Origin of the sequence: Streptosporangium sandarakinum, from assembly GCF_013409935.1 — a bacterium.
Classification (GTDB): domain Bacteria; phylum Actinomycetota; class Actinomycetes; order Streptosporangiales; family Streptosporangiaceae; genus Streptosporangium; species Streptosporangium nondiastaticum.
On record NZ_JACCCO010000001.1, the window covers coordinates 3,535,237 to 3,556,831 of the forward strand.

18 protein-coding genes and 1 riboswitch are annotated in these 21,595 nt (G+C 75.0%); of the genes, 6 read left to right on the forward strand and 12 right to left on the reverse strand.

Annotated features, from left to right (window positions below; genetic code table 11):
- Window positions 1-3 precede the first annotated feature (3 nt).
- Window positions 4-2,562, forward strand: coding sequence for a DUF4118 domain-containing protein (locus HDA43_RS16000; protein WP_179823294.1), 2,559 nt, complete (start codon window positions 4-6; stop codon window positions 2,560-2,562).
- Entirely contained in the window at window positions 2,559-3,227 is a 669-nt protein-coding gene (locus HDA43_RS16005; RefSeq protein ID WP_179821515.1) for a response regulator, read from the forward strand. Before HDA43_RS16000 ends, HDA43_RS16005 begins: the two co-directional genes overlap by 4 nt.
- Window positions 3,228-3,295: 68 nt before the next feature.
- On the opposite strand, the gene cobF is transcribed toward HDA43_RS16005, so the two are convergent.
- Complete coding sequence (cobF, locus tag HDA43_RS16010; protein ID WP_179821518.1) at window positions 3,296-4,024, reverse strand: precorrin-6A synthase (deacetylating); 729 nt, start codon at window positions 4,022-4,024, stop codon at window positions 3,296-3,298.
- Between the two features lie 129 nt (window positions 4,025-4,153).
- Here cobF and cbiE point away from each other — a divergent pair, with 129 nt between their 5' ends.
- From cbiE to HDA43_RS16025, 3 genes are read left to right on the forward strand one after another with little or no spacing between them, the layout of a single operon-like run.
- The gene (cbiE, locus tag HDA43_RS16015; protein ID WP_179823297.1) at window positions 4,154-5,320 is read left to right on the forward strand and encodes a precorrin-6y C5,15-methyltransferase (decarboxylating) subunit CbiE; all 1,167 of its coding nucleotides are present in this window, start codon (window positions 4,154-4,156) and stop codon (window positions 5,318-5,320) included.
- On the forward strand, window positions 5,317-6,060 hold the full coding sequence (cobM, locus tag HDA43_RS16020; protein WP_179821520.1) for a precorrin-4 C(11)-methyltransferase: 744 nt from the start codon (window positions 5,317-5,319) through the stop codon (window positions 6,058-6,060). The genes cbiE and cobM overlap by 4 nt, the downstream gene beginning before the upstream one ends.
- Complete coding sequence (locus tag HDA43_RS16025; protein ID WP_179821522.1) at window positions 6,045-6,773, forward strand: cobalt-precorrin-6A reductase; 729 nt, start codon at window positions 6,045-6,047, stop codon at window positions 6,771-6,773. The genes cobM and HDA43_RS16025 overlap by 16 nt, the downstream gene beginning before the upstream one ends.
- Before the next feature lie 61 nt (window positions 6,774-6,834).
- On the opposite strand, the gene HDA43_RS16030 is transcribed toward HDA43_RS16025, so the two are convergent.
- From HDA43_RS16030 to HDA43_RS16040, 3 genes are read right to left on the reverse strand one after another with little or no spacing between them, the layout of a single operon-like run.
- A complete protein-coding gene (locus tag HDA43_RS16030; RefSeq protein WP_179821524.1) occupies window positions 6,835-8,337 on the reverse strand; it encodes a precorrin-2 C(20)-methyltransferase in 1,503 nt (500 codons plus the stop codon).
- A 5-nt stretch (window positions 8,338-8,342) separates the two neighbouring features.
- The gene (locus HDA43_RS16035) at window positions 8,343-8,963 is read right to left on the reverse strand and encodes a precorrin-8X methylmutase (RefSeq protein ID WP_179821526.1); all 621 of its coding nucleotides are present in this window, start codon (window positions 8,961-8,963) and stop codon (window positions 8,343-8,345) included.
- Complete coding sequence (locus HDA43_RS16040) at window positions 8,960-10,036, reverse strand: ferredoxin-like domain-containing protein (protein WP_179821528.1); 1,077 nt, start codon at window positions 10,034-10,036, stop codon at window positions 8,960-8,962. The genes HDA43_RS16035 and HDA43_RS16040 overlap by 4 nt, the downstream gene beginning before the upstream one ends.
- A 42-nt stretch (window positions 10,037-10,078) precedes the next feature.
- A riboswitch (cobalamin riboswitch) is annotated at window positions 10,079-10,196 on the forward strand.
- Window positions 10,197-10,249: 53 nt separating this feature from the next.
- Here HDA43_RS16040 and cobN point away from each other — a divergent pair.
- Window positions 10,250-13,894: a cobaltochelatase subunit CobN gene (gene cobN / locus HDA43_RS16045; protein WP_179821530.1), complete on the forward strand. Its 3,645-nt coding sequence runs from the start codon at window positions 10,250-10,252 to the stop codon at window positions 13,892-13,894.
- Here cobN and HDA43_RS16050 read toward each other — a convergent pair.
- The 8 genes from HDA43_RS16050 to HDA43_RS16085 form a co-directional block, all read right to left on the reverse strand.
- Entirely contained in the window at window positions 13,849-15,279 is a 1,431-nt protein-coding gene (locus HDA43_RS16050; protein WP_179823299.1) for a cobyrinic acid a,c-diamide synthase CobB, read from the reverse strand. The two genes, cobN and HDA43_RS16050, sit on opposite strands and share 46 nt — an antisense overlap.
- An 8-nt stretch (window positions 15,280-15,287) precedes the next feature.
- On the reverse strand, window positions 15,288-15,884 hold the full coding sequence (gene cobO / locus HDA43_RS16055) for a cob(I)yrinic acid a,c-diamide adenosyltransferase (protein WP_179821532.1): 597 nt from the start codon (window positions 15,882-15,884) through the stop codon (window positions 15,288-15,290).
- 1 nt (window position 15,885) lies between these two features.
- Window positions 15,886-17,967: a magnesium chelatase subunit D family protein gene (locus HDA43_RS16060; protein WP_179821534.1), complete on the reverse strand. Its 2,082-nt coding sequence runs from the start codon at window positions 17,965-17,967 to the stop codon at window positions 15,886-15,888.
- A complete protein-coding gene (locus HDA43_RS16065; RefSeq protein ID WP_179821536.1) occupies window positions 17,964-18,512 on the reverse strand; it encodes a histidine phosphatase family protein in 549 nt (182 codons plus the stop codon). The genes HDA43_RS16060 and HDA43_RS16065 overlap by 4 nt, the downstream gene beginning before the upstream one ends.
- 5 nt (window positions 18,513-18,517) lie before the next feature.
- A complete protein-coding gene (locus HDA43_RS16070) occupies window positions 18,518-19,306 on the reverse strand; it encodes a CbtA family protein (protein ID WP_179821539.1) in 789 nt (262 codons plus the stop codon).
- A gap of 8 nt (window positions 19,307-19,314) precedes the next feature.
- Window positions 19,315-19,506 carry a CbtB domain-containing protein gene (locus HDA43_RS16075; protein ID WP_179821541.1) on the reverse strand — a complete coding sequence of 64 codons (192 nt, stop codon included), beginning with the start codon at window positions 19,504-19,506 and terminating at the stop codon, window positions 19,315-19,317.
- 241 nt (window positions 19,507-19,747) lie between these two features.
- Window positions 19,748-20,329, reverse strand: a complete 582-nt coding sequence (locus tag HDA43_RS16080) for an AAA family ATPase (protein WP_179821543.1) — start codon at window positions 20,327-20,329, stop codon at window positions 19,748-19,750.
- Between the two features lie 101 nt (window positions 20,330-20,430).
- The gene (locus HDA43_RS16085) at window positions 20,431-21,375 is read right to left on the reverse strand and encodes a ribose-phosphate diphosphokinase (protein WP_179821545.1); all 945 of its coding nucleotides are present in this window, start codon (window positions 21,373-21,375) and stop codon (window positions 20,431-20,433) included.
- Between the last annotated feature and the right edge of the window lie 220 nt (window positions 21,376-21,595).

Here is a 21,595-nt window from a genome sequence, read left to right on the forward strand (position 1 = left end):
GACGTGCCACGCGGGCGGTTGCGGATCTACCTGGGCGCCGCTCCCGGCGTCGGGAAGACGTACGCGATGCTCGCCGAGGGCCGGCGCAGGCGGGAACGCGGGCAGGACGTGGTCGTGGGCCTGGTGGAGACCCACGACCGTCCCCGCACCGCCGAGCTGCTCGACGACCTGGAGGTGATCCCCCGCAAAGTCCTGTTCCACCGGGGGACCCGCTTCACCGAGCTCGACACCGACGCGGTCATCGCCCGCCGTCCGAGGATCGCGCTGGTCGACGAGCTGGCCCACACCAACGTGCCGGGGTCGCGGAACGCCAAGCGCTGGCAGGACATCGAGGAGATCCTCGACGCCGGCATCGACGTGGTCTCCACCGTGAACGTCCAGCACCTGGAGTCGGTCAACGACGTCGTCCAGGTGATCACCGGCGTCCCGCAGCGCGAGACCGTCCCGGACGAGGTGGTACGGCGGGCCGACCAGGTGGAGCTGGTCGACATGGCGCCTGAGGCGCTGCGCCGCCGGATGGCGCACGGCAACGTCTACGCCCCGGAGAAGGTGGACGCCGCCCTGGCGAACTACTTCCGGGTCGGCAACCTCACCGCGCTGCGCGAGCTGGCGCTGCTGTGGGTGGCGGGCAGGGTGGACGAGCAGCTCGACCGCTACCGCGCCGAGCACGGCATCCAGGGCACCTGGGAGACGCGCGAGCGGGTCGTCGTCGCGCTGACCGGCGGCCCGGAGGGCGAGACGCTCATCCGGCGGGCCGCCCGGGTCGCCGCGCGCACCAAGGGCGCCGACCTGCTGGCCGTCCACGTGGTCCGCGGCGACGGCCTGACCGGCGCGGACCCGGCCGGCCTGGCCCGCCAGCGCACGCTGGTGGAGGACCTCGGCGGCACCTACCACCAGGTCGTCGGCGACGACGTGCCCCGGGCGCTGCTCGACTTCGCCCGCGGCGTCAACGCCACCCAGCTGGTGCTCGGCGCCTCCCGCCGCGGCCGGTTCGCGCAGATCCTCTCCCGCGGGGTGGGCGTGGAGACCACCGCGCGGTCCGGCTCCATCGACGTCCACATGATCCCCCACGCCGAGGTGAAGAAGGGCCGTCGCGGCAGGGCGCGGTCGGACGGCGCGCTGACCCGGACGCGCCGGTTGATCGGCTGGGCGATCACGATCGCCGGCATGCCGGCGCTCACCGCGGTGCTCGTCCCGTTCCGGGACCGGCTGGCGCTGCCCAGCGAGATCCTGCTGTTCCTGACGGCGGTCGTGGGCGTCGCGCTCGTCGGCGGCATGTGGCCGGCCATCACGGCGGCGGTGCTGGGCTCGCTGCTGCTGAACTACTTCTTCACCCCGCCGATCCACACCCTGACGATCCACGCCCTGGAGAACCTCTTCGCCCTGATCGTCTTCGTCCTGGTCGCGGCGGCGGTGAGCGCCATCGTCGACCTCGCGGCCCGCCGTACCAGGGAGGCCGCGCGGGCCGGGGCGGAGGCCGAGATCCTCGCGACGATGGCCGGGCACGTCCTGCGCGGCGAGGCCGCCGTGCCGTCGCTGCTGGCGCGCATCCGGGAGACCTTCGGCCTGGAGTCGGTGACGCTGCTCGAACGGCGGCCCGAGGCGCGGCAGGTGCCCGACGACCAGGGTGACCCGGAGGCGTGGCGGATCGTCGCCACCACGGGCGGCCCGCCCTGCACGTGCCCGGCCGTCGCCGACACCGACGTGGTCATCGACGACGACCTCTCCCTCGTCGCCTCCGGCAGGCTGCTCCAGGCGGCCGACCGCCGCGTGCTGGAGGCGTTCGCCGCCGAGACGGCCGTGGCGCTGCGCCAGGAGCGGCTCCGCGAGGAGGCCGAGCGGGCCAGGCCGCTGGCCGAGGCCGACCGGATGCGCACCGCGCTGCTCGCCGCGGTCAGCCACGACCTGCGCAGCCCCCTCGCCTCGGCCAGGGCCGCGGTCGAGAGCCTGCGCAACACCGAGATCGACTGGTCGCCCGAGGACCGGGAGGAACTGCTGGCCACCGCCGACGAGTCCCTGATCAGGCTGGACCGGCTCGTCGCGAACCTCCTCGACATGAGCCGCCTGCAGGCCGGGGTCCTCGGCCTGACGCTGCAGCCCGTCGGACTGGAGGAGATCGTGCCCCGGGCGGTCGACGACCTCGGCCCGCTCCGCGACGACGTCGAGGGCGACATCCCGGTGGAGCTCCCCGAGATCGTCGCCGACCCGGCCCTGCTGGAACGGGTGCTGGTCAACCTGATGGCCAACGCCGTCCGCTACAACCCGCCCGGCGAGAAGACGCTGATCACCGCCAGCCTGCACGGCGACCACGTCGAGATCCGCGTCGTCGACCGCGGCCCCGGCATCCCGCCGGAGGCGTACGAGCGGGTCTTCATGCCGTTCCAGCGTCTCGGCGACCGCGACAACCACACCGGCGTCGGGCTGGGGCTCGCGCTCTCCCGCGGCCTGACCGAGGCCATGGGAGGTACCCTCACGCCTGAGGAGACACCAGGGGGAGGCCTGACCATGATCCTGAGAATGCCCGTCTCCTCGCGGGCGCAGGCCGTGCGGGCGCCGTCATGACCCGGATCCTCGTCGTCGACGACGAGCCCCAGCTTCTGCGGGCCCTGCGGATCAACCTCGTCGCCCGCCACTACGAGGTCGCGGTCGCCGCCGACGGCGGCTCGGCGTTGCGGCAGGCCGCCGACTGGCACCCCGACCTGGTCATCCTCGATCTCGGCCTGCCCGACATCGACGGCGTGGACGTCATCTGCGGCCTGCGCGGCTGGACCAGCATCCCGATCATCGTGCTGTCCGGCCGCGCCGGCAGCCAGGACAAGATCGACGCGCTGGACGCCGGGGCCGACGACTACGTCACCAAGCCCTTCGGCATCGACGAGCTCCTCGCCCGCGTCCGGGCGGTCTCGCGCCGCTCCGCCGTACGGGAGGCCGAGCCGGCCAGCGTCCGGATCGGCGACCACGTGGTCGACCTGAGCGGCAAGACCGTCTCCGGCGGGACGCGGCTGACGCCCACCGAGTGGCACCTGCTGGAGATCCTGGTGCGCAACCCCGGCAAGCTGGTCAGCCAGCGGCAGCTGCTGGCCGAGGTCTGGGGCGAGAACTACGTCAGGGAGACGCACTACCTGCGCCAGTACCTGGCCCAGCTCCGCCGCAAGCTGGAGAGGGACCCGGCGCGTCCCGTCCACCTGATCACCGAACCGGGCATGGGCTACCGCTTCCACCCCTGACCGCCGCCCGCGCCGCGCCGGGGACACCCGGGCGGGGGGCGGCGGCGTGGGGGTTCGGGCCGCGTCTGTCAGGCGCGGCGGCGCAGCAGGTACGTGTCCATGATCCAGCCCTTCCGGGCCCGCGCCTCGGCCCGCAGCTCGCGGATCCGGTCGCCGACCTCTCCCACCGGTCCCTCCACCAGGATCTCGTCGTCGGTTCCGAGGTAGGCGCCCCAGTAGATGTGGAAGTCGTCCAGGCCCGAGAAGGCGCAGCGGGCGTCGAGCATGACGACCATGTCGTCCGCGGTCGGCCCCTCCTCGGCGAGGCGGCGGCCGGTGGTGATGTGCACGGGCCTGGCGACGCTGGTGAGGGTGGTGCGGTGGCGTGCGGTCAGGGCGGAGACGGCGCTGATGCCGGGGACGACCTCGAAGGGGAAGGGCAGCCGATCCAGGATGGCCAGGGTGCTGTCGTAGACGCCGGGGTCGCCCCAGACGAGGAAGGCGCCGGTCTCGCCGTCGGCCAGGGAGTCGTCGATCATCCGCTCGTAGAGCGCGGCCCGCCGGGCGCGCCAGTCCTCGACGGCCTCGGCGTAGGCGTCCGCGGTCCGGTCCCTCTCGGGGTCGCGGCCCTCGACGATCCGGTACGGCGGGCGGCCGTGCTCCTCGATGAGGTCCCTGCGCAGCCGCACCAGGTCGTCCTTCTCCTCGCCCTTGCCGATGACGAAGAACACGTCGGTGGCGGCGATGGCCTTGGCGGCCTGGATGGTGAGATGGTCGGGGTCGCCCGCGCCGATTCCGATGATCAGTAGCCGCTTCACGGCCCACAGTCTGCCACGCGGCGACTTGTACGATATTTCCTGCTATCAGCCTCAAGGAGTCATGTGAACCTGGTCGGCCGCGGCCCGGACGGCACCGGGGACCCGGACCACGCGCGCGCCGGGCGACGTGTGATCACCGTCGTGGGCGTCGGCGCCGACGGCTGGGACGGGCTGGTCCCCGCCTCGCGCCGCGCGGTGGAGGCGGCCGATGTCGTGGTCGGCAGCGCCCGCCAGCTGGCCCTGGTGCCCGAGACGGGCGCGGAGCGCGTCCCGCTGCCGTCGCCGCTGCTGCCGAACCTCCCCGGCCTGCTGGACTCGCTGCCGGACCGGGCGGTGTGCGTGCTGGCCAGCGGTGACCCGATGTTCCACGGGATCGGCTCCACGCTGGTCCGGCTGGTCGGGGCCGAGCGGGTCCGGGTGCTCCCGCACGTGTCGTCGGTGTCGCTGGCCTGCGCCCGGCTGGGCTGGCCGGTGGAGAGCGTCGAGGTCGTCAGCCTCGTCGGCCGCCCGCCCGCCGCCCTTCGCGCCGCCCTCCAGCCCGGCCGCCGCGTCCTGGTGCTGGGCGGCACCGCCGGCGTCGTCGGCGACACGCTGGACGAGGCCGGGTACGGCCCGAGCCGGGTCGTCGTCCTGTCCGACCTGGGCGCGCCGACGGAGGCGGTGGGCGTCGAGAGCGGCCTGCAGGTGATCGCGGTCGACTGCGTGGCCGCGCCCGGCTCGCGGCCGTTCGCCCGGGTGCCGGGCCTGCCGGACGACGCCTTCGAACACGACGGCCAGCTGACCAAGCGCGAGGTCCGCGCGGTGAGCCTGTCGCGGCTCGCGCCCTTCCCCGGCGAGCTGCTGTGGGACGTGGGCGCCGGCGCGGGCAGCATCGCGATCGAGTGGATGCGCGCGCACCCGTCCTGCCGGGCGGTCGCCGTGGAGAGCCGTCCCGAGCGGGCCGCCCGCGTCCGGCGCAACGCCGACGCCCTCGGCGTGCCCGCCCTGCGGGTGGTCGAGGGCGGGGCGCCCGCCGCGCTGGACGGGCTGCCCCGCCCCGACGCGGTCTTCGTCGGCGGCGGCGTCACCGTGCCCGGCCTCGTCGAGGCGTGCTGGGCGGCGCTCGCGCCGGGCGGCCGGCTGGTGGCCAACGCCGTCACGCTGGAGTCCGAGGCGGTCGTGGCGGGCTGGTACGGCAGGCTCGGCGGCGACCTCGTGCGCCTGGCCGTACAGCGCGCCTCGCCCGTCGGGGGCTTCACCGGCTGGCGCGCGGCGATGCCCGTCACCGTCTGGTCCGTCAGGAAGGACACTCCATGACCGTGTACTTCATCGGCGCCGGCCCCGGCGCGGCCGACCTGATCACCGTACGGGGGCTGCGCATCCTCCAGAAGGCCCCGGTCTGCGTGTACGCGGGCTCCCTGGTGCCGCGCGAGCTGCTCGACGCCTGCCCGCCCGGAGCCCGGCTCGTCGACAGCGCCGACCTCACCCTCGACCAGATCGTCGAGGAGCTCGCCTGCGGCCGGGACGTGGCCCGGCTGCACTCGGGCGACACGTCGATCTTCAGCGCGATGGCCGAGCAGATGCGCAGGCTCGACGAGCTCGGCGTGCCGTACGAGGTGGTGCCCGGCGTGCCCGCCTTCGCCGCGGCGGCCGCCTCCCTGAGGCGGGAGCTGACCGTGCCGGGGGTCGCCCAGACGGTCATCCTCACCAGGACCTCGGCCAGGGCCACCCCGATGCCGCCGGGCGAGGACCTGGCGACGCTGGGCACCAGCCGCGCCACGATGGTGCTGCACCTGGCCGTCCAGCGCGTCGAAGCCGTCGTGGCGGAACTGCTGCCGAACTACGGCGGGGACTGCCCGGTCGCCGTGGTCGCCTACGCCGGCCGCGAGGACGAGGTCATCCTGCGCGGCACGCTGTCCGGCATCGCGGAGCAGGTGAGGGAGGCGGGGATCAGGCGCACCGCGGTGATCGTCGTGGGCCGGGCGCTCACGGCGAGCCAGTTCCCGGGCAGCCACCTCTACAGCGCCGAGCGGGACCGCGCGTGCGGCGCGTCCTGATCCTCGGCGGCACCGCGGAGGCCCGCGCCCTGGCCGGCGAGCTGACGGAGCGCGGCGTGCGCGTCGTCTCGTCGCTGGCCGGCCGGGTCACCGCCCCTCGCCTGCCCGTCGGGGAGGTCCGCGAGGGCGGCTTCGGCGGCCCCGACGGGCTGGCGGCCTGGCTGCGCGCCGAGCGCATCGACGCGGTGGTGGACGCCACCCACCCCTTCGCGGCCAGGATGACCGCGTCGGCGGTGGAGGCCGCCGCCCGCACGGGCGTTCCCCTGCTGATCCTGCGGCGGCCCGGCTGGCACGAGGAGCCGGGGGACGCCTGGCTGCGGGTGCCCACGCTGCGGGAGGCCGCCGGGTCGATCGGCGCGGGCGACCGGGTGTTCCTCACCACCGGCCGCCGCAGCCTGCCGGTTTTCGCTCATTCATCCGACGCCTGGTTCCTGGCCAGATCCGTGGACCCGCCGGAGCCGCCGGTCCCGGCCAACGTCCACGTGATCCTCAGCCGCGGACCGTACACGGTGGAGGGCGAGCTGGCCCTCATCCGCGACCACCGGCTCGGCGTCCTCGTCACCAAGGACAGCGGCGGCTCCATGACCACCGCGAAGCTCGTCGCCGCGCGGCGGGCCGGACTCCGGGTGATCATGGTGGACCGGCCGCCGCCACCGCCGGGCCGGCTCTGCGTCGGCACCGTGGCCGAGGCCGCGGACTGGGCCCAGGGGTAGCGGGGCGCGACCGCGGGCCGGGCCTGCGGGCGGCGGCGCGGCGTGTGGCCGCGGGCCGGGCTCAGGGGTAGCGGCGCGGCGTGTAGACCACGCCCGCGCCGGTGACACGGGTGGTGGAGGAGCCGACGATGAGGAGGCAGCGCATGTCCACCGCGGCCGGATCCAGCTCGCCGAGCGAGGTGACGGTGACGCTCTCGTCGGGACCGCCGACGGCGCGGCCGATCACCACCGGAGTGCCCGGGTCACGGTGCTCCAGCAGCAGGTCACGGGCGGCGGGCAGCTGCCACGTACGGCTGCGCGAGGCCGGGTTGTAGATCGCCAGCACCAGGTCGGCCCGCGCGGCGGCGGACAGGCGCTCGGCGACCACCTCCCACGGCTTGAGGATGTCGGACAGCGAGATCACGCAGTGGTCGTGCCCGAGCGGCGCGCCCGCCCTGGCCGCGACCACCTGGGCGGCCGTCAGTCCCGGCACCACCCGCACCGGCACGTCCGGGAAGTCGGCCGCGGCTTCCAGGACCGCGCTGGCCATGGCGAACACCCCCGGGTCACCCGAGGAGACCACCGCGACGCGCCGCCCCTCACCGGCCAACTCCAGGGCGTGCCTGGCCCGCTCCGCCTCCACCCGGTTGTCGGTGCGGTGCCGCCGCTGGCGCGGGTTCGGTTCGACCCGGTCCACGTAGGGCCCGTACCCGACCAGGTCGGTGGCGGTCGCCAGGGCCTCCTGGGCCTCCGGCGTGAGCCAGGGCCGCCCGGCCGGACCGAGCCCGACCACGACGACCTCCCCGGCCGCGGCGGCGGGAGCCGGTTCCGGCACGGGTTCCGGCGCGGGTTCCGGCACGAAGGCGCGCTCCGCCGGGCTGCTCAGCAGCGCCAGGGAGAAGTACGGCACGCCCTCGGGGTCCACGTCCTTCAATGGCGCGACCCGCTCGCCGCCCATCGTGGCCCGCTCGACGTACCAGGCGTCGTCGAGTCGTCCGGCCTCGGCGAAGGCGTCGCGAACCTTGGTGAAGGAGCGTCCCAGCTTCATGACGGCCGCCGAGTCCGTGCCGCGCAGCCGTTCGGCCAGCGCCTCGCCCGGCAGCGTGCCGGGCAGCACGGTCAGCACCTCGTCGCGTTCCACGAGCGGACGGCCGAGCACCGCCGACGCGGCGCTGACCGAGGTGACGCCCGGCACCACCTCGGTCGGGTAGCGGTGCGCCAGCCGCTTGTGCATGTGCATGTAGGAGCCGTAGAAGAGCGGGTCGCCCTCGCTCAGCACCACCACGGTCCGTCCCGCGTCGAGGTGCGCGGCGAGCCGGGCCGCGCACCCGGCGTAGAAGTCGTCGAGCGCCCCCTGGTAGCCGCCCGGGTGGTCGGTGGTCTCCGTGGTCACCGGGTACTGCAACAGCTCCTCGACCTGCCCCTCCCTCATGTACGGCAGGGCGATGGACCGGGCGATGCTGCGCCCGTGCCGCGCGGCGTGGTAGGCGACCACGTCCGCCTCGCCGATCAGCCGGGCGGTCTTGACGGTGACCAGTTCGGGGTCGCCGGGCCCGAGGCCGACGCCGTAGAGGCGTCCCGACATGTGTCTCACTCCACTTCGCTCGCGATGGCGTTGATCGCCGCCGCCGTCATCGCACTGCCGCCGCGGCGGCCGTGCACCACCAGGTATTCGAGATCGCTGTCCGCCAGGGCCTGCTTGGATTCGGCCGCGCCGACGAAACCGACCGGGATCCCCAGGACCACCGCCGGACGCCCGGCGCCTTCGGCGACCAGCTCCAGCAGGCGGAACAGCGCCGTGGGCGCGTTGCCGATCGCGACCACGGAGCCCTCCAGCCGGTCCCGCCACAGCTCCAGGGCGGCGGCGCTGCGCGTGGTGCCCAGGCGTTCGGCCAGCTCCGGCACACGCGGGTCGCCGAGCGTGCAGAGGACCTCGTTGTCCGCCGGGAGACGGCGGCGCGTCACGCCGGAGGCGACCATCATGGCGTCGCAGAGCACGGGCGCGCCCGCGCGCAGCGCCCGCTCGGCCCGGACGACCGCCCCGGGCGACCAGGCCAGGTCCCGCACCAGGTCGGTCATGCCGCAGGCGTGGATCATCCGTACCGCCACCCGGGCGACCTCGGGCGGCAGGCCGCCCAGGTCGCTCTCCGCGCGGATCGTGGCGAACGACAGCCGGTAGATCTCGGCGCCGTCGCGTATGTAGTCGGTCACTGATGCCTTTCCTCGTATCCGTTCGCGGTGGCCACCATCCGCACGACCCGGCCGGCCGGCAGCCCGCACTGCCGCTCGCAGCCCGCCCAGTGCACGGGCAGTCCGGTGTGGCGCCGGGGCACCCAGCGCGCGGCGTCGGCCCGCACGTCGGCCAGGGCCCTGGCGCATCCGGGCCGCCCCGCGCAGGCGGTCACGCCCGCCCAGGGGGAGTCCGGGTCGGTGACGAGCCCGGCCGCCTCCAGCGCGTCTCCGGCACCGGGGCGGTCCGCCACGAGGACGGTACGGCGCGGCGACAGCCGTACCTCGGAGCCGGGGGAGCCGGGGGACCCGGTGGCCCGCCCGGCGAGGCCGGCGAGCGCCAGGGCCTGGCCGGGGGTGAGGCGGCCCAGCGGCACCAGCGCCTCCACCAGCCCGGCGGGCCGTTCCGGAGGACGGGGCGGCCGGTACGCGCCCGGTGTTCCGCCCAGCTCGGCGGCGATCCTCGCCGGGCCGTCCGCCAGCTCGGAGACGCGCCACTCGTCGGTCCGCAGCCGCAGGAAGGCGGCCGCCGCCGCCAGCAGGCCGTCGACCGTGCCCGGCACACCGTCCACCTCGTGCCCGGCCAGGAGCAGCCGGCCGCCGACGGAGGCCACGTCGGCGGCCAGCCCGGTGTCGCCCAGCGCGAACAGGAACCGGCCGGGCAGCCCGGCCAGTTCGGGCCGGGCGCACAGCGACCGGTCCAGCTCGGCCACGAGCGCCCCGTCCACCGACGGCGCGGCGACGATGTTGCGCACCCGCTCGTGCGTGACCGACGGCCGCAGCCCGGCCTCCGCGATCCGCGCGGCGAAGGCGGCGGGATCCCGCAGGCCGCGGACCTGCACGTTGGCGCGCGAGGTCAGCTCGATCACCCCGGAACCGAGGTCGCGGGCGCAGCCCGCCAGCTCCCGCAGCTGCGGCGCGGTGAGGATGCCGCCCGGCGTGCGCACCCGGGCCAGCGGGCCGTCGGCGGCCTGGTGCACCTGGATCGTCCCCGGGCAGGCGTCCGGGCGCGTCCGCGCGGTGCGGCCGTCCGGGGGAAAGTCGCGGATGGTCATGACTGATCTCCCTGTCGTAGGGTTGCCGAAGGCGAAGGTCAGGAGGAAGCCGGTGTGAGTCCGGCGCGGTCCCGCCACTGTCACCGGGGAGCGAACCCCACCGCAGGCCACTGTCACAGGGAAGGCCGGGGTGAGCGTCGATCCGGGAGCCAGGAGACTCCGGCCGTCGCGACACCCGCGACCGGGGCGAGGACCCCGAGGGAGGACACCCGCGTGCCCACAGTCCTTTTGCTGTCGACGTCCGACACCGACCTGCTGAGCGCGAGGGCCAGCGGCGCCGGCTACCGGCTCGGCAACCCGGCCAGGCTCCTGGCCGACGACATCCCCGGCCTCGTGGAGGGCGCCGACCTGGTCGTGGTGCGCCTGCTGGGCGGGCGCCGCGCCTGGGAGGAGGGCCTCGACGCGCTGCTGGCCGGACCCCGGCCGATCGTCGTCCTGGGCGGCGAGCAGGCCCCCGACGCCGAACTGATGGAGCTGTCCACCGTCAGCGGCGGCGTCTGCGCGCAGGCGCATTCCTACCTGGCCCACGGAGGCCCCGCCAACCTGGCGGAACTCCACGCCTTCCTGACCGACACCGTGCTGCTGACCGGCCGCGGCTTCGAACCGCCCCTGCCGACCCCGGCCTGGGGCCTGCTGGAACGCGAGGCGACGGGCACGACCGGCCCGGTGATCGGGGTGCTCTACTACCGGGCCCACCACATGGCGGGCAACACCGCCTTCGTCGAATCCCTGTGCCGGGCCGTCGAGGCCGCGGGCGGCCGGGCGCTCCCGGTCTTCTGCTCCTCCCTCCGTACGGCGGAGCCGGACCTGCTCGAAACGCTGCGCCAGGCCGACGCGCTGGTCGTCACCGTGCTGGCGGCGGGCGGCTCCAACCCGGCGGCGGCCGGCGCGGGCGGCGACGACGGGGCCTGGGACGTCGGCGCGCTCGCCCGGCTCGACGTCCCGATCCTGCAGGGTCTCTGCCTGACGAGCAGCAGGAAGGCGTGGGAGGAGAACGACGACGGCCTCTCTCCTCTGGACGCGGCCTCGCAGGTGGCGATCCCGGAGTTCGACGGACGCGTCATCACCGTGCCGTTCTCCTTCAAGGAGATCGACCCCGACGGGCTGACCGTCTACGTCGCCGACCCCGAGCGGGCCGCCCGGGTGGCCGGCATCGCCGTACGGCACGGCCTGCTGCGCCGCACCCCGCCCGCCGAACGCCGCCTGGTGGTGATGCTGTCGGCCTACCCGACCAAGCACTCGCGCGTCGGCAACGCCGTCGGTCTCGACACCCCCGCCAGCACCGTGCGCCTGCTCGCCCGGCTCTCCGAGGCGGGCTACGACCTGGGCGAGGGGTTCCCGGGGGTGGCCGAGCAGGACGGCGACGCGCTGATCCACGCCCTGATCGCCGCCGGGGGCCAGGACCCCGACTGGCTGAGCGAGGAGCAGCTCGCGGGCAACCCGATCCGCATCGCCGCCGCCGACTACGCGGAGTGGTACGCCACCCTTCCCGGGGATCTGCGCGAGGAGATGGAGCGCCACTGGGGGCCGCCCCCCGGCGAGCTGTTCGTGCACGAGGGCGACATCGTGCTGGCCGCGCTGCGCTCCGGGAACGTGGTCGTGATGGTGCAGCCGCCCCGCGGCTTCGGCGAGAACCCGATCGCGATCTACCACGACCCCGGCCTGCCGCCGAGCCACCACTACCTGGCCGCCTACCGCTGGCTGTCGTCGTCCTTCGGCGCGCACGCCATGGTGCACGTGGGCAAGCACGGCAACCTGGAATGGCTGCCGGGCAAGTCCGCGGGCATGTCCGCCTCCTGCGGCACCGACGCCGCGATCGGCGACCTGCCCCTCATCTACCCGTTCCTGGTCAACGACCCGGGCGAGGGCACCCAGGCCAAGCGGCGGGCGCACGCCGTCCTGGTCGACCACCTGGTGCCGCCCATGGCCAGGGCCGAGACCTACGGTGACATCGCCCGGCTGGAGCAGCTCCTCGACGAGCACGCCTCCATCGCCGCGATGGACCCGGCCAAGCTCCCCGCCGTCCGCGCGCAGATCTGGACGCTGATCCAGGCGGCCAGGCTCGACCACGACCTGGGCCTGACCGACCGGCCGCACGACGCCGAGTTCGACGACTTCCTGCTGCACGTCGACGGCTGGCTCTGCGAGGTCAAGGACGCGCAGATCCGCGACGGCCTCCACGTGCTCGGCCAGGCCCCGGAGGGCCGGGCGCGGGTGGACCTGGTGCTGGCGATGCTGCGCGCCAGGCAGATGTGGGCGGGCGCGCGGACGCTGCCCGGCCTGCGTGAGGCGCTCGGGCTCACCGAGGACGGCGGCGCCGCGCTGGGCGAGGTGGACCGCGTCGAGGCGGTGGCCAGGACGCTCGTCGAGACGATGGAGGAGCGCGGCTGGGACCCGGCCGCCACCGCCGAGGTGGCGGGCGCCGTACTCGCGTCCGCAGGCGCCGGGTCCGCAGACGTCGGGACCGTGGGCGTCGCGTCCGCCGGCGTCGGGTCCGGGGACCGCGTCCCGCTCGTCACCCGCGTCCTGGACTTCGCGGCCACCGAGGTCGTGCCCCGGCTGAGCCGTACGACCGACGAGATCGACCACGTGCTGCACGCCCTGGACGGCGGTTACGTGCCCGCCGGGCCGAGCGGCTCGCCGCTGCGCGGCCTGGTCAACGTGCTGCCGACCGGGCGCAACTTCTACTCCGTCGACCCGCGCGCGGTGCCCAGCAGGCTCGCCTGGGAGACCGGGCAGGCCATGGCCGACTCGCTGCTGGAGCGCTACCGCGCCGACCACGGCGAGTGGCCGCGCTCGGTGGGCCTCTCGGTGTGGGGCACCAGCGCCATGCGCACGGCGGGCGACGACGTGGCCGAGGTCCTGGCCCTGCTCGGCGTACGGCCCCGGTGGGATGAGGCGTCCAGGCGTGTCACCGGCCTGGAGCCGGTTCCGCCGGAGGAGCTCGGCCGTCCCAGGATCGACGTGACGGTGCGCATCAGCGGCTTCTTCCGCGACGCCTTCCCGCACGTGGTCGCCCTGCTCGACGACGCCGTGCGGCTCGTCGCGGGGCTGGAGGAGGCCGACGAGGACAACTACGTGCGCGCCCACGTGCGCGCCGAGGGCCACGGTGACGAGCGCCGGGCCACGCTGCGCATCTTCGGCTCGGCGCCCGGCGCCTACGGCGCCGGGCTGCTGCCGCTGATCGACAGCCGCAACTGGCGCGACGACGCCGACCTGGCCGAGGTCTACGCCGTGTGGGGCGGTTACGCCTACGGCCGCGACCTGGACGGCGTGCCCGCACGCCCCGACATGGAGAGCGCCTACCGCCGCATCGCGGTCGCCGCCAAGAACGTCGACACCCGCGAGCACGACATCGCCGACTCCGACGACTACTTCCAGTACCACGGCGGCATGATCGCCACCGTTCGGGCGCTGACCGGCAGGTCTCCCGCCGCCTACGTGGGCGACAGCACGAGGCCCGACGCCGTCCGCACCCGGACCCTCTCGGAGGAGACGTCGCGGATCTTCCGCGCCCGCGTGGTCAACCCCCGGTGGCTGGCCGCGATGCGGCGCCACGGCTACAAGGGCGCCTTCGAGCTGGCCGCGACCGTGGACTACCTGTTCGGCTACGACGCCACCACCGGGGTCATGGCCGACTGGATGTACGACAGGCTCGCCGAGACCTACGTGCTCGACCCGGAGAACCAGGCGTTCATGGCGCGGTCCAACCCCTGGGCGCTGCACGGCATCGCCGAGCGCCTGCTGGAGGCCGCCGAGCGCGGCATGTGGGAGCACCCGGACCCGGACGTCATGCGTGGTCTCCAAGAGGTCTACCTCAGGACCGAGGGCGACCTGGAGGACGACACCAGCCGCTGAGCCGCCTCCGGCACACCCGCCCAGTGCAGGTGCAGGTAGGAGGCGGTCAGGAGGGCGTCGCCGTAGCCGCCGGCGCCGCCCTCCCAGCGGAACAGCGGCTCGCCGGGCGGGTCCACGGCGGTCCGGTGGAACTCGTGACCGCGGTAGCGCTCACCCGGACGGGTCAGCAGGGACGGTCCCGCGACGGCCTCCCGGTAACCGAGGGTCAGCCTGGGCGTCATCCGCGCCCTGGCCCGGATGCGCCCGCACATGCGCCGGCCGTCGAGCTCCTCGCACAGGTAGAGCAGCCCGGCGCATTCGGCGGCGATCGGCCCGCCGAAGGCCGCGACCTCGCGGCGCAGTGCCTCGTTGGCCGCGAGCCCGGCCGCGTGGACCTCGGGGAAGCCGCCGCCGATGACGAGGGCTCCGGTGCCCTCGGGCAGGTGCTCGTCGCGCAGCGGGTCGAACACGGCCACCTCCGCCCCGGCGGCGCGCAGCAGCTCCATGTGCTCGGCGTAGCCGAAGGTGAAGGCGGCTCCCCCGGCGACGGCGACGACCGGCCGGGATCGCGGGGCCCGCCCGGCATCCGAGCCCGCAGCCCGCCCGGCCACCGGGCCCGTGGTCCCTGAGCCCTTAGTCCCTGAGCCCTTAGTCCCTGAGCCCGCGGTCCCTGAGCCCGTGGTCCCCAGGGCGCCGGCCGGTTCCGGCGGCGTCCAGGCGGGGCCGGGCAGCGGGGGCGCGGTCGCGGCCAGCCGTACCAGCGCGTCGAGGTCGCAGGAACCGGCGACGAGCCCGCCCAGCCGGGCGACCGCGGAGGCCGCCTCCGCGGCCCGCTCGGCCGCGGGAACGAGCCCGAGGTGGCGGGACGGCGTCTCGACGGCGTCGTCGCGCCGGAGCGCGCCCAGCACGGGCGCCACGCCGGCCAGCGCCGCCCGGCACATCTCCTCGTGCCGGTCGGAGCCGACCCGGTTGAGGATCACACCGCCCACGCGTACCCGCGGGTCGAAGGTGGTGAAGCCGTGCACGAGCGCCGCGACGGACCGGCTCTGTCTGGCCGCGTCCACGACCAGCACCACCGGCGCGTCCAGGAGCCGGGCGACGTGCGCCGTCGAGGCGAAGTCCGTGCCGCCCCGGCCGTCGAACAGCCCCATGACCCCTTCGACGACGGCCAGGTCGGCGCCGCGGGAACCGTGCAGGAACAACGGCGCGATCCGCTCCTCGCCCACCAGCCACGGATCGAGGTTGCGCCCCGGACGCCCGCTGGCCAGGGTGTGATAGCCGGGATCGATGTAGTCGGGCCCCACCTTGTGGGGCGAGACCCGCAGCCCCCGGCTCCGCAGGGCGGCCATCAGTCCGGTGGCCACGGTCGTCTTGCCGCTGCCCGAGGCGGGCGCGGCGACGACCAGCCGGGGCACTACCACTCGATGCCCTTCTGCCCCTTCTGCCCGGCGTCCATGGGATGGCGGACCTTGCCCATCTCGGTCACCAGGTCGGCGGCCTCGACCAGCCGTTCCGGGGCGTCCCTGCCGGTGATCACGACGTGTTGCGCGCCCGGCCTGCCGGCGAGCGTCTCCACCACGTCGTCGAGGTCCAGCCAGCCCCACCTGAGCGGGTAGGTGAACTCGTCCAGCACGTAGAAGCGGTAGGTCTCGGCCGCCAGGTCGCGCTTGATCTGCGCCCAGCCCTCGCGGGCGTCGTCGGAGTGGTCGGCGCCCGGCCGCCGGATCCACGACCAGCCCTCGCCCATCTTGTGCCAGGCCACCGTGCCGCCCTCGCCGCTGTCGCCCAGGACCCGCAGCGCGCGTTCCTCGCCCACCCGCCATTTGGCGGACTTCACGAACTGGAACACCCCGACCGGCCAGCCCTGGTTCCAGGCGCGCAGCGCCATCCCGAAGGCCGCGGTGGACTTGCCCTTGCCCGGCCCGGTGTGGACCATCAGCAGCGGCCGGTTGCGCCGCTGCCTCGTGGTCAGGCCGTCGTCCGGCACGATGTCCGGCTTGCCCTGGGGCATCTCACACCGCCTTCCGGTGGTCGCGGACCACCGATCCGAGATCGTCCAGCGGTACGGCGGGCGCACCCAGCAGACCCGCCAGCCGCCGCGCCATGCCGAGCCTGACGGAGCCGCCCTCGCAGTCGACGACCACGCTCGCCACGCCCCGCAGCGACCCGGCGGCGCGCTCCACGTCCCCTCCCGCCGTCGCCCGCCCGTCGGTGACCAGGACCAGCAGCGGGCGCCGCGCGGGATTGCGCATACCCTCCAGACGCAGCACCTCCGCGGCCTTCACCAGCCCCGCGGCCAGCGGGGTGCGGCCCCCGGTCGGAAGCGTCCGCAGCCGGGCCGCGCCCGCCTCCACGGACGACGTCGGCGGCAGGTCGAGCCGGGCCGAGTCACCCCGGAAGGTGACCAGGCCGACCTTGTCCCGGCGCTGGTAGGCGTCCAGCAGCAGGCTCAGCACGGCGGTCTTCACCGCGGTCATGCGTTTCCTTGCGGCCATCGAGCCGCTGGCGTCGACCACGAACAGGACGAGGTTGCCCTCCTTGCCCTCGCGGACCTTCTCCCGCAGGTCGCCCGCCCGCAGCAGCAGCCCGGCCGACCGCCGTCCCCGCCGCGCCTGGTGCGGGGCCGCGGCCAGCAGGGTCGCGGGCACGTGCAGGTCGCGGGCCCTGCCCTCCGGCAGGCGGGAGCCGGTGCTCCGGCCCCGTCCGGTGCGTGCCCGCGAGCGGCGTCCGGCGGCTCCTTCGCCCACGCCGGGGACGGCCAGCAGGCGCACCCGGTAGGGCGCGGCGGCGCCCGCCGTCTCCTGGGAGGGGTGTCCGGGGCCCGGGACGGCCGGTTCCGGCCCCTGAGCGGCCCGTCCCCGGCCCGGCGCGGCCGATTCCGGACCCGGTGCGACCGGTTCCGGACCTCGGTCAGCAGGTTCCGGCCCCCGGCCGGCGGGCTCCCCCGGACCTTCCGAGCCGCCCGGACCGGTTTCGGGAAGCCTTCCCCCCGGCCCCTCCGGGCCGCCGCGCGGACCCGGCTCCGGAGGCGTTCCCCCCGGCGGTTCCGGGGGCGGCTCGTCGCCGCCGTCCCCGGAGGTCCGTTCCAGCACGTCCTCCAGCGTGTTCTCGTCCAGTCCCGGCGCGTCGAACGGGTCACGCCGCCGCCGGTGCGGCAGGGCCAGCCGTGCCGCGGCCCGGACGTCCTCCACCTCCACGCTCGCCCGGCCGTGCCAGGCCGCGTGCGCCATCGCGGCGTGGGCGGTGACCAGATCGGCGCGCAGGCCGTCCACCTCGAACTCCGCGCAGACGGCCGCGATCTGCCGCAGCCGGGCGTCGGGCAGGCGGACCGAGGCGAGCAGCTCCCGGGCCGCGGCGATGCGTCCCGCCAGCTCCGCCTCCCGCCCGGCCCACCGCTCGGCGAATCCGGCGGGCGAGGACTCGAAGGCCAGCCTCCGGCGGACCACCTCGGCCCGCTCGTCCGGGTCACGCGACGCCTTCACCTCGACGGTCAACCCGAACCGGTCGAGCAGCTGCGGGCGCAGCTCGCCCTCCTCCGGGTTCATCGTGCCGACCAGCAGGAAACGGGCCGCGTGCCGTACCGACACCGACTCACGCTCGACGTAGCAGGTCCCCAGGGCCGCCGCGTCGAGCAGCAGGTCGACCAGGTGGTCGTGCAGCAGGTTGACCTCGTCGACGTAGAGCACCCCGCGGTGCGCGGCCGCCAGCAGGCCGGGCTCGAACGCCTTCACCCCTTCGGTGAGCGCCCGTTCGACGTCCAGGGAGCCGACCAGCCGGTCCTCCGAGGCGCCGACCGGCAGCTCCACGAGCGACGCCGCCCGCCGTACCCGCTCCGTGTCCGGAGCGTCCGGAGCGTGCGGGCCGTCGGGGCAGCCGGGGTCTGGGGCGGCCGGGTCGCAGGCGAAGCGGCAGCCGCGGACGACGTCGACGACCGGCAGCTGGGCCGCCAGCGCCCGCACGATCGTCGACTTGGCGGTGCCCTTCTCGCCGCGCACCAGCACCCCGCCCACCCGCGGGGAGACGGCGTTGAGGATCAGCGCCAGCTTGAGATCGTCGAGGCCGACCACCGCGCTGAAGGGATAGGTGGCGATCAAGTGATGACCTTCCGGTTGACGTGGGCGACGCGCCAGCCGCCGCGTACGGGGACGAGTTCGGTGGTCGAGAGCGGCGCCACGTCGAACCGCGCGGTCTCCAGCGGGCCGAGGCCGAGCGCGTGGCCCAGCGCCGCCCTGATGACCCCGACGTCGCAGATGACGACGGCCTCGGCCGCGGCGGCGTCGAGCCACCCGGACACCCGGGCGGCGAGGCGGGCCAGGCTCTCCCCGCCGTGCGGAGCCGCCCGCGGGTCGCCGAGCCATGCGGCGAGGCCGTCCGGCTCCGTCTCGGCGACCTTCGCGTACGGCAGGCCGCGCCAGCGGCCGGCGTCCGCCTCGGCGAGCTCCGGCGCGTCGGCCGCCTCGCTCCCGAGGGCGGCGGCGGTCTGCCGTGCGGCCGTGACCGGCGCGACCCAGGTCACGGCCGCCGCCAGGGCGGGGCCCAGTCTCTCCGCCTTCCGCAGGCTCGCCGCGTCGGCGGGCTCATCCGTCGGAAAGCACGCCGAACGCGTGCCGGGCGTGCCGGCCTGCCGGACGAACAGCATCCCGTTCAGCCGCTCGACGGGGCCGGCGAGAGCGCGGACCGCCCCGCCACCCGGTCGCCGACCCAGCCGAACAGCACGCCGAAGGCCGTCCAGAAGACGAGCTGCGTGCCCAGCGAGGCCAGCCGGAAGTTCCACAGCAGCGAGGCGGGGAACCCCTCGGGAACCTCGTCGACCGTCGGCAGCAGCAGCCACGCCGCGACGACGGGCACCAGGAACGCGACGCCGGCGGCCACCCGGCGCTGCCACGGCCCGGCGGTGACCCTTCTGGCGGTGGCCACCGCCACCGCGACGGCCGCCAGCCCGACGATGACCATCACCACGTACAGGGCCGTCCGGCTGTTGATCGTCTCGGGATCGCCCACCGCAGGCGGGTTGGCCGGATATTTCAGGAATGGGACAAGAATGACCGCGACGAACGCCGTCGCCGCCGAGGCGAGCGCCAGCGCGCCGTCACCGCGGGGCCCGAACCGGCCGCGGAGACCGGCGAACACGAGGGCGAACACCCCGCCCACGGCCAGGCCGTACAGCCCGATCGCGAGGAAGAGTCCGGCCTTCTGCACGGGCCGGCCGACGACGGCCTCCTCGCCGTGGTGGTGACCCGCCGCCCCGGCATGGTCGTGGCCCGCCTCCCCGGCGGACGCGGGCGCGGGTTCGGGTTCGGCCGCCACCGCGGCCTCCTCCAGGGCGATGGCGGCGTCCACGCGCGGCTCTCCGAAGACGAAGGCGAACGTGCCCGCGACGAATCCGGCCAGGAGCCCTATGAGCAGGCCCCTGACCACCAGGGTGCGAATCATTTCCGCCCCTAGTGACAGGGCACGCCGAGCAGGTGCCGCCCGTCGTGCATGAGTTCGTGGAGGAACGTGCCGGTCTGCGAGACCGCGCCGTTGTCCATCAGAACCAGGTAGACGACCAGCAGCAGCACCGGTACGGCCAGCAACAGCCAGGGGCGCAGGTGCGGCAGGGGTACAGCGGAAGGAGCGGAGATGTCGCTCATCAGTGCCTCCTCAGGGATGACGCGTCCCGATCAGTGAGGTCACGATCGCCCGAGCGACCTGGCTCCCGGGATCTTGGTCCCGGATACAGTGGCGCGTCCGCACCGGCATCTCACCGGATTTCCCTCGGACAACCGTGAAATCTACCGGAACGTATATCTTTCCCCCGATCGCGTCAACATCAGCGCTCGCCCCGGAGATCGCTTCGCAGATCGCCGTGAAGATCGCCCCAGAGCTCGACGGTCAGCCGAAGTCGATCGACCGGAGCCGGCTCGCGACGCTCCGGTCGATCACCGTCGCCCCCGAGGCCGGAACCGGCCTCCCGGCCCGCACCCGGCCGACCAGCGCCTCCCAGCGGCGGCGGTGCCGGTCGAACGTGACCTCGTCCACCACCCGGCCGCGGGCGTGCTGACCGGCCAGCGCCGTCTCCGGTGCCACGTCGAGCATCAGCAGGTGCAGCCGCGCCCCGGCTCGGCGCGCCAGCAGGGCGAAGCCGTACAGCACGAGCGGACTGCATCCCCGGTTGTGGGCGATCACCGGGTATCCGCGGGCGACCGAGCGACCGATCCGCCAGACGTGGGTGGCGAACACGACGGCGCGACGCACCCGTGCGGGGGCCGACGGCAGCCGCCCCGCCCACCGGTTGCGCGACTGGTGGGAGTCGATCACCACCGTGCCCCCGACGACGACGGGATCGCTCGCCGCCGCGTCGAGGCCGTACAACCGCGACAGCAGGGTGGTCTTCCCCGCACCCGGCAGCCCCGTCAGGATCACCAGGGAGCGGGCGGGATAACGCAACGTCTGGTTTTTCAGGGGAACCGACATGATCTGTTCCAACGAATCCGCGGGAGAGAAGTTCCGCACCCGGCCGGGTGGCCGGCCCCGCGCCGCTCCGCCGTACGGGAGGCCGAGCCGGGCGGCGCCGGTCAGGGCGCGTCGAACAGGGCGCTGACCGACTCGCCGTCGTGGATGCGGCGCATGGCCTCGGCGAACGCGGGGGCGACCGACAGGACGTGGAGCCCGGACCCGGGCCCGGCCTCGGGAAGCGGCACGGTGTCGGTGCAGACGATCTCCTCGACCTCGGGCCGGCCGCCGATGCGCTCGACGGCCCCGGCGGCGAAGAGACCGTGCGTGCAGGCCACGCGGACCGAGCCGGCCCCGAGCTCGCGGAGCCGGTCGAGCAGCTCCAGCACGGTCGTCCCCCGGGCGATCTCGTCGTCCACGACGATGACGTCCCGGCCCGCGACGTCGCCGATCACCGAGCCGATGACGACGCGGTCGTCGCTGAGCCGCTGCTTGGCGCCCATCGCGACGCCGACGCCCAGGAGGCGGGCGAAGGCCGCGGCCTGCTTGGCGTAGCCGAGGTCGGGGGAGACGACGACCGTGCCGGACAGGTCGTAGCGGCGGAAGTACGCCGCCAGCTCGCGCAGGGCGTGCAGGTGGTCCACCGGGACGCTGAAGAAGCCGTGCACCTGGGGCGAGTGCAGCGCCATCGTGAGCACCCGGTCCGCCCCCGCGGTCACCAGGAGGTCGGCGACCAGGCGTCCCCCGATGGAGATGCGCGGGGCGTCCTTCTTGTCCGACCGGGCGTAGGCGTAGTGCGGCATCACCACGGTCGTCCGGGCCGCCGAGGCGCCCCTGGCGGCGTCCAGCATGAGGAGCAGCTCGACGAGGTTCTCCTGGACCGGCGGGACGAGGGGCTGGATGATGAAGACGTCCCGCTCCCGGCAGTTCGCCGGCAGCTGCACCTCCAGGCAGTCGTTGGCGAAGCGGGTGACCCGGGCCGGGTGCGGCCGCGTCCCGAGGTGCGAGCAGATGTCGGCGGCCAGCCGGGGGTGGGCGCCGCCGCTGAACACGGTGATGTCTCGCACGGGCCGCTCCTCGTCGTGAAGGTGGTGCCTCACCGGTGAGGGCGCCTCCTGCCGAAAGGGCCGCCGCCCTCGTCCGGGGAGCCCGCGCCTCGACCGTCGCGGCCGGTACCGAAGCCGTCGCAGGGAGCGACGCGGCGGGCGGCGCGGCCGCACCGGGCCGGTGGGACCCGCCCGGACCGCACCGGATCGGGCGGCCCGCTGACCAGGTGATATCCCGCGC